At 62.5% G+C, this 7530-nt stretch carries 8 protein-coding genes and 1 pseudogene; 3 read left to right on the top strand and 6 right to left on the bottom strand.

Annotated elements, in window-relative coordinates; translation table 11 throughout:
* The 3 genes and pseudogenes from VGO12_RS32230 to VGO12_RS17030 form a co-directional block, all read left to right on the top strand.
* Positions 1 to 135, top strand: a pseudogene (locus tag VGO12_RS32230) (sugar ABC transporter permease); the annotation flags it as partial.
* Positions 136 to 147: 12 nt separating this feature from the next.
* Positions 148 to 1347, top strand: coding sequence for an alanine racemase (locus VGO12_RS17035; RefSeq protein WP_327513929.1), 1200 nt, complete (start codon positions 148 to 150; stop codon positions 1345 to 1347).
* Positions 1348 to 1358: 11 nt separating this feature from the next.
* Complete coding sequence (locus VGO12_RS17030) at positions 1359 to 2117, top strand: ATP-binding cassette domain-containing protein (protein ID WP_327513928.1); 759 nt, start codon at positions 1359 to 1361, stop codon at positions 2115 to 2117.
* 48 nt (positions 2118 to 2165) lie between these two features.
* Here VGO12_RS17030 and VGO12_RS17025 read toward each other — a convergent pair whose 3' ends face one another.
* The 6 genes from VGO12_RS17025 to VGO12_RS17000 form a co-directional block, all read right to left on the bottom strand.
* Positions 2166 to 2546, bottom strand: coding sequence for a cytochrome C oxidase subunit IV family protein (locus VGO12_RS17025; RefSeq protein ID WP_414650736.1), 381 nt, complete (start codon positions 2544 to 2546; stop codon positions 2166 to 2168).
* A gap of 3 nt (positions 2547 to 2549) precedes the next feature.
* The gene (locus tag VGO12_RS17020) at positions 2550 to 3272 is read right to left on the bottom strand and encodes a heme-copper oxidase subunit III family protein (RefSeq protein WP_327513926.1); all 723 of its coding nucleotides are present in this window, start codon (positions 3270 to 3272) and stop codon (positions 2550 to 2552) included.
* Between the two features lie 12 nt (positions 3273 to 3284).
* Entirely contained in the window at positions 3285 to 3989 is a 705-nt protein-coding gene (locus VGO12_RS17015) for a cytochrome c oxidase subunit 3 (protein ID WP_327513925.1), read from the bottom strand.
* Positions 3986 to 5761: a cytochrome c oxidase subunit I gene (gene ctaD, locus VGO12_RS17010; protein WP_327513924.1), complete on the bottom strand. Its 1776-nt coding sequence runs from the start codon at positions 5759 to 5761 to the stop codon at positions 3986 to 3988. The genes VGO12_RS17015 and ctaD overlap by 4 nt, the downstream gene beginning before the upstream one ends.
* A 156-nt stretch (positions 5762 to 5917) precedes the next feature.
* Positions 5918 to 6766 carry a cytochrome c oxidase subunit II gene (locus VGO12_RS17005; protein WP_327513923.1) on the bottom strand — a complete coding sequence of 283 codons (849 nt, stop codon included), beginning with the start codon at positions 6764 to 6766 and terminating at the stop codon, positions 5918 to 5920.
* Between the two features lie 221 nt (positions 6767 to 6987).
* The gene (locus VGO12_RS17000) at positions 6988 to 7374 is read right to left on the bottom strand and encodes a cytochrome c family protein (protein WP_327513922.1); all 387 of its coding nucleotides are present in this window, start codon (positions 7372 to 7374) and stop codon (positions 6988 to 6990) included.
* Positions 7375 to 7530 lie beyond the last annotated feature (156 nt).

Raw genomic sequence — 7530 nt, 5'->3', positions numbered from 1 at the left:
GTCGGCTCGCTGATGATGGGCATGCTCAACAACGGCCTGATCCTGATGGGCCTTTCCGTTTCCGACCAGATGATCGTTCGCGGTCTCATCATCCTCGCTGCGGTCGCCGTGTCGCTGCGCGAAAAGTCCCGCTGAAGGAGGCTTCCCATGTTTCTCGACGTTCTGCGCCGCCGCAACCCGGCCTTCATCGAAGCTGCGATGGCTCTGCACCAGCAGGGCAAGCTCCCGGCCAACGCCTATGTTCTCGATCTCGATGCGGTCGAGGCCAATGCGAAGGTCTTGAGCGACGAGGCCCGCCGCCTCGACCTGAAGATCTTCGCCATGACCAAGCAGGTCGGCCGCTCCAGCTCCTTCTGTGACGCGGTCCAGCGCGGCGGCATCGACCGTTCGGTCGCCGTCGACATGGCCTGCGCCCGCGCCACCCACAAGGCCGGTCTGAAGGTCGGGCACCTCGGTCATCTGCAGCAGGTCGCGCGCCATGAGGCAGCCGCCGCGGCGAAAACGTTCCGGCCTGACTACTGGACGGTGTTCAACGACGAAAAGGCCGGGGAGGCGGCGTCCGGTGCAAGGGCCGCCGGCTACCGGCAGGACCTGCTCGCCCGCATCCGCGCGGAAGGTGATACCTTCTACCGTGGCCACGAGGGCGGCTTCGATGCCGCCGACATTGCTGCGGTCGCCGATCGGATCGATGCGCTCGACGGCGGCCGTTTTGCCGGCATCACCACCTTTCCGGCGCTGCTCTTCGATCATGAGCGTCGCAAGGTTCTGCCGACACACAATCTCTCGACGCTTTCCAAGGCGGCCGAGGCGCTTGCCAAAGCGGGCCGCAGGGGCATCGAGGTGAACGCGCCGGGCACGACCTCCAGCGTCCTGCTGGCGGCGCTTGCCGAAGCAGGTGCTACCCAGTGCGAACCGGGTAACGGCCTGCATGGGACGACGGCGCTGCATGTGATGGAGGACCTGCCTGAGCTCCCCGCCGTGCTCTACCTCACCGAGGTCTCGCATCTTTCGGGGGGCAAGGCCTATTGCTTCGGCGGCGGCTTTTACATCGATCCGATCTTCAAGGACTATGACGTCAAGGCGATCGTCTCGGCCGAGCCGACCACATCCGCCTCGGCCCTTCGAAGCGTCGAGGTGCCGCCGCCCTCGGCGATCGACTACTACGCGATGATCGACGCCAGCGGTGCGGCAGCACCCAAGCCCGGCGACACGGCCGTGTTCGGTTTCCGCGGCCAGGCTTTCGTCACGCGCGCCTATGTCGTCGGCGTCTCCGGAATCTCCAAGGGCGCGCCAAAGGTGGAAACGATCGAAAACGGTTTCGGCGAAACCGCGGCCTGGCCGGTTTGAGGGGCGACGTCATGACCATGAACACGAATTCCGCACACGAACCGGTCCTGAAGCTCAAGGATATCCGCAAGACCTTTGGCGGCGTCACCGCCATCGAGAACTTCTCGCTGGACGTCCGTCCGGGCGAGATCGTTGCGCTCGTCGGCGACAATGGCGCCGGCAAGTCGACGCTGATCAAGATCATCTCCGGTGTCTACACGCCGACCTCGGGCACGATCACCATCGAGAATGAGACCGTGGCGATGTCGAACGCCACGATGGCGCGCGCCCACGGCATCGAGGTCGTCTACCAGGACCTTGCGCTTGCCGACCAGCAGACGGTCTACATGAACATGTTCCTCGGCCGCGAGCCGGTAAACCGCTTCGGCCTGCTCGACCGTCGGCGGATGATTTCCGAGACCGAGACGCTGGTGAAGGAGCTGGACGTGCGCATCCCCTCGGCGCATGCGACGATCCGCGATCTCTCCGGCGGTCAGCGGCAGGGCGTTGCAATCGCGCGTGCTACCCATTGGGCAAGCAAGCTGATCCTGCTCGACGAACCGACGGCAGCACTTGGCGTTGCCGAAACCGCCAAGGTGGAGGAGATCGTCGAATCCCTGAAGCGCCGCAACATCGGCGTCTTGATCATCAGCCACAGTCTCGATCAGGTGTTCAAGCTGTCGGATCGTATCTGCGTGCTGCGTCGCGGCAAGCAGATCGGCATTCGCGAGACGGCGAAAACCGACAAGAACGAGATCATCGCGATGATCACCGGGCTTCAGCAACATTGACGTGACGGAGAAGCAGCGGTGCCGCCCATCGGGCGGCGCCGTTTGTGGTCACGGTGCGGCACCAAAGAAGGTGAGACGGCTGAAGAGCACGTAGTGGGATTCCGAGGCCATCAGCGCCACGAAGACCAGCACCAGCAGCGGTGGCAACAGGATCGCGTAGATCAATGCCAGTCGCTCCCAGGCCATGTGCATGAAGATCGCGACGATGAGCCCTGCCTTCAGCATCATGAAGATCAGGATCAGCGACCATCTGAGATAGCCCTGCAGCCCGACATAGTCGACGAGGTAGGAGAAGGTGCTGAGCACGAAAAGCAGCAGCCAGACGACCAGGTAGAGACCGATCGGATGCTGCTGGTGGGTTTGCGCCGGCACCTGCGTTTGTGTCTGCGGTGAAGTGTGGGTGTGGATCGTCGTCTCTGTCATGGCCATGCCTCACCACAGATAGAAGAATGCGAAGATGAAGACCCAGACGAGGTCGACGAAGTGCCAGTAGAGGCCTGTGATTTCGACGATCTCGTATTGGCCCTTTCGGCTGGTAAAGAAGCCGCGCTTGCCGGTTTCGAAGTCACCGCGCCAGACCTTGCGGGCGATGATCAGCAGGAAGATCACGCCGATGGTCACGTGGGTGCCGTGGAAGCCGGTGATCATGAAGAAGGTCGAGCCGAACTGCGCCGCCCCCCAGGGGTTGCCCCAGGGCCGCACGCCCTCGCTGATCAGCTTGGTCCATTCGAAGGCCTGCATGCCGACAAAGGTGGCGCCAAAGAGGGCGGTCAGCACCATCAGCATGGCGGTCTTCTTGCGATCGTGGCGATAGCCGTAGTTGACCGCCATCGCCATGGTGCCGCTCGAGGTGATTAGCACGAAGGTCATGATGGCAATCAGGATCAGGGGAACATCCGAGCCGCCGATATGGAGCGCGAAGACCTCGCTCGGATTGGGCCAGGGAACGGCCGTCGACATGCGCGCCGACATGTAGGCGACAAGGAAGCAGCCGAAGACGAAGGTGTCGCTCAAGAGGAATATCCACATCATCGCCTTGCCCCAGGAGACGTTCTTGAACGTCCGCTGGTCCGACGCCCAGTCGGCGGCAAAACCCGCGAGCCCCGCCGGGCGGTGGAGCGGCTCTCGGACAGTCGAATGCGTCTCGACGGACATGCCTTGGCTCCTTCAGGTCAAGAGGGATCGGCAGAGCTCGACGAAGTCGTTGGCCCAGCCGGAAAAGAGCGCGAAAAGCACCAGCCATACGGCCAGCATGAAATGCCAGTAGGTGCCGCAAAGCGTGATCGACAGCACGGCCTTGTCGCCCATCGGCTCGCTGCGGGTCTTCACGATCACCCGTGAGAGCGCAAAGAGCCCGCCGAGGATGTGCAGGCCATGCATGCCCGTGATCATGTAGAAGAAGCTGTTGGCGGGGTTGTCGGCGAGCAGAAAGCCGGCGTCGGTGAGTTCGCGCCAGGCGAAGACCTGGCCGGCGAGGAAAGCGAGACCCGTTGCAAGGGCGGCGATCAGTGCCGTGCGGCTCGCCTCGTCGCGGTGATGCTCGGCCGTGACGCGGGCCGCATGCAGAAGCAGGCTGCCGAGACCGAGGATGGCGGTGTTCAGCCAGAGGATTTTCGGCATCGGCGTCGACCACCAGTCGGTGGAGGCCATGCGCATGAAATAGGCGCTGATGAACAGCGTGAACAGCGCGCCGACGACCACGAGAAAGACGCCGAGCCCGATTTGCGCCGGGGCGACGCCAGGCGATCCGTGGGGTCGGGGATCATGGGCGTGGCCGACCTCAAGCCAGGGCTTCGAAAACAGCCGCTGATGCGCCAGCCACCAGCCGGCGATCAGGAGAACGACTGCGAGGAAGACCAGGGTGACGCTCATGAGGCCTCCTCCGCTCCAAGCCCTGTGGAGCCCGGCTGGTTTTGCGGGATAAAGTCCTCGGCCGCCCCCGGCACGCTGTAGTCATAGGCCCAGCGATAGACGACCGGCAGTTCCTTCCAGTTGCCGTGGCGCGGCGGTGTCTCCGGCGTCTGCCATTCGAGCGTCGTTGCCCGCCACGGGTTTCCGCCGGCCTCGCGGCCATGGCGGATGCTCCAGATGAGGTTGAACAGGAAGACGATCTGGGCGGCGCCGACGATGAGCGCCATGATGGTGATGAACTCGTTGAGCGTATGGGCGGAGGCCGGAACGAAGGCGGTTTCGCCCATCTCGTAGTAGCGGCGCGGCATCCCGATCAGGCCGAGATAGTGCATCGGGAAGAAGATCAGATAGGCGCCGACGAAGGTCACCCAGAAATGGATCTGCCCGAGCGCTTCGTTGAGCATGCGGCCGGTGATCTTCGGGTACCAGTGATAGATCGCGCCGAAGATGACGAGGATGGGCGCGACCCCCATGACCATGTGGAAATGGGCAACGACGAACATGGTGTCGGAGAGCGGCACGTCGACGACGACGTTACCGAGGAAGAGGCCCGTCAGCCCGCCATTGACGAAGGTGACGATGAAGGCCAGCGCAAACAGCATCGGCAGGGTCAGATGGATGTCGCCGCGCCAGAGCGTCAGCACCCAGTTGTAGACCTTGAGCGCCGTCGGCACGGCGATGATCAGCGTGGTGGTGGCAAAGAAGAACCCGAAATAGGGGTTCATGCCGCTGACATACATGTGGTGCGCCCAGACGATGAAGGAGAGCGCGCCGATGATGACGATCGCCCAGACCATCATGCGGTAGCCGAAGATGTTCTTGCGGGCGTGAGTGCTGATCAGATCCGAGACGATGCCGAAGGCCGGCAGCGCGACGATGTAGACCTCCGGGTGACCGAAGAACCAGAAGAGATGCTGGAAGAGGATCGGGCTGCCGCCGCCGTGCTGCAACTGCTCGCCCATCTCGACGATCGCCGGCATGAAGAAGCTGGTGCCGAGTACGCGGTCAAACAGCATCATGACGCAGGCGACGAAGAGGGCAGGAAAGGCGAGAAGCGCCATCACAGTCGCGGTGAAGATGCCCCAGACGGTGAGCGGCATGCGCATCAGCGTCATGCCGCGCGTGCGGCCCTGGAGCACGGTGACCACATAATTGAGGCCGCCCATGGTGAAGCCGATGACGAAGAGGATCAGCGACGACAGCATCAATATGATGCCCCAGTCCTTGCCGCCGGGCGTGCCCGACAGCACCGCCTGCGGCGGATAGAGCGTCCAGCCGGCGCCGGTCGGCCCCCCGGGGGCAAAAAAGCTTGCGACGAGCACGAGCACGGCCAGCAGATAGAGCCAGTAGCTCAGCATGTTGGCATAGGGAAACACCATGTCGCGCGCGCCGAGCATCAGCGGGATCAGGTAGTTGCCGAAGCCGCCGAGGAAAAGCGCGGTCAGAAGGTAGATCACCATGATCATGCCGTGCATGGTGATGAACTGGTAATAGCGCTCGGCATCGATGAAGGCGAAGACGCCGGGAAAGCCGAGCTGCAGCCGCATCAGCCAGGAGAGCACGAGCGCGACCATGCCGATGGCGATGGCGGTCGACGCATATTGCACGGCAATGATCTTGGCATCCTGGCTGAAGACGTAGCGCGTCCACCAGCTATGGGGATGATAGAGCTCCACGTCCTCCACTTCCGCGGGGCCAATCTGTTCGCCCGTGCCATGCCGGATATCGACCATCTGCGAGAACCTCCCAACACCGGACCGTCTTGGTCCAACGCTTGAAACACGCAATTCCCAAACGCCGAACGCCGGAACTGCTATCGCTCACGGGCGGGATGCGGGCGGAAAACCGCGACGACTTCTCCTCATCCCGCCTGGCCGTCGGGGCGCCTCCTACTGCGCCGGGGCGGCATTTCCTGCCTGCGCCGTTTCCTTCGTCTCTGTTCCTGCCTGTGCCTGCAATTGCTGGAATGTCGTCTGTTGCGAAAGCCAGGCCTGATAGTCCTCGGCACTGTCGACGACGACGGTGCCGCGCATCTGGGGATGGCCGACGCCGCAGAGTTCGGCGCAAAGCACCTCGAACGTACCGGTGCGCGTCGGTGTCAGCCAGAAGTAGGTGACCATGCCCGGCACCATGTCCATCTTGGCGCGGAACTCCGGCACGTAGAAGTCATGCAGCACGTCGACGGAGCGCAACAGCATCTTCACCGGCTTGCCGACCTCCAGATGAAGTTCGCCGCCTTCGATGACGACATCATCGAGCGAGGCCGCGTCGTTGCGGTTGAGGCCGAGCGAATTTTCAGGCGTGATGTCGCGGGTCTCGGATGTCCCGAGCTTGCCGTCGGCGCCGGGCAGCCGGAAGCTCCACAGCCATTGCTGGCCGACGACTTCGACTTCGGTTGCGCCGTCGGGAACGGTGACGAACTGGTGCCAGACGAAAAGGCCGGGGGTCAGCATGGCGGCGACGCCGAGCGTGGTGCCGCCGGCAAGCCATCCTTCAAGCTTCCTGTTTTCCGGTTCATAGGCCGCCCGGTTTCCCGGGCGGTGCCGAAAACGCAGCACGCAATAAGCCATGAAAAGCACGACGGCGACGAAGACGGCGCCGGTGATCCAGAAGGTAATGATGAGCGTGTTGTCGATGTAATTCCAGTTGGACGCGATCGGCGTCCACCACCAAGGGCTCAACAGATGGAACAACACCGACCCGACGGCCACCAATACCAGAATAACTACCACGGCCATTTCTGTCCCTCCTCGCCGCTGGCGGCTGTGGGCATGAATACGCAATCCGTAGAGCTCTGCGGCATGATTCCCCCTGATTAAAGGACAGAAACATGCAGGAATTCAAAGTGCTACGCGCTTGACAAGGCGCGCGGCGCTGCAGGTGCAATTATTGCACGAACGTCAAATAGTCGCAATTCACCGCCTCAAACGGGACGACGCTTGCGTTTAGTCTTCGCAGGCTACTGCGAATACTGTTTGAGATAGGCGATCAGGTTGGAGATATCCGTGTCGTCCTTCAACCCGGCAAAGGCCATCTTCGTGCCCTTCACCTTGGTCCTCGGATTGTGCAGATAATCGCGTAGATGCGCCTCGTCCCAGACGAGCCCACCCTTGCCGGCATCGATCATCGCCGGAGAGTAGCTGAAGTCGGCATGGGTGCCGGCCGTTCGTCCGAACAGATGGTTGAGCGATGGCCCGACCTTGTTGGTGTCGCTGTCGGCCACGTGACAGACGGCGCATTTCTTGAAGACGGTGGCTCCGGCTGTTGCGTCGCCCTCTTGCGCGAGGGTTGCGAGCGGACAGAGCATGGTTGTCGAAAAGGCAAGGGCAACAACAAGAATTCGCATGACACTTCCTCAAAGTCGCCGGGCGCAGGCAAGGAAGGCTATCGTCAATCTGTCGTTTTGGCGGTGCTTGCTTCTCTTAAGTTGGCGCCACGGCGGTTGATACTTGCGACACGACGACGGTACGCCTCGCTTTGTGGAAGTCAACCGGCGCAGCCG

This window comes from Ensifer sp., from assembly GCF_035999135.1.
Classification (GTDB): domain Bacteria; phylum Pseudomonadota; class Alphaproteobacteria; order Rhizobiales; family Rhizobiaceae; genus Ensifer.
This window is presented reverse-complemented; position numbering and strand designations above follow the sequence as displayed.

Coding starts and splice junctions, on each gene's coding strand:
- VGO12_RS17005 (WP_327513923.1), bottom strand. CDS start 6,766: ATGGCCGTGGTAGTTATTCTGGTATTGGTGGCCGTCGGGTCGGTGTTG.
- VGO12_RS17035 (WP_327513929.1), top strand. CDS start 148: ATGTTTCTCGACGTTCTGCGCCGCCGCAACCCGGCCTTCATCGAAGCT.
- VGO12_RS17000 (WP_327513922.1), bottom strand. CDS start 7,374: ATGCGAATTCTTGTTGTTGCCCTTGCCTTTTCGACAACCATGCTCTGT.
- ctaD (WP_327513924.1), bottom strand. CDS start 5,761: ATGGTCGATATCCGGCATGGCACGGGCGAACAGATTGGCCCCGCGGAA.
- VGO12_RS17030 (WP_327513928.1), top strand. CDS start 1,359: ATGACCATGAACACGAATTCCGCACACGAACCGGTCCTGAAGCTCAAG.
- VGO12_RS17025 (WP_414650736.1), bottom strand. CDS start 2,546: ATGGCCATGACAGAGACGACGATCCACACCCACACTTCACCGCAGACA.
- VGO12_RS17020 (WP_327513926.1), bottom strand. CDS start 3,272: ATGTCCGTCGAGACGCATTCGACTGTCCGAGAGCCGCTCCACCGCCCG.
- VGO12_RS17015 (WP_327513925.1), bottom strand. CDS start 3,989: ATGAGCGTCACCCTGGTCTTCCTCGCAGTCGTTCTCCTGATCGCCGGC.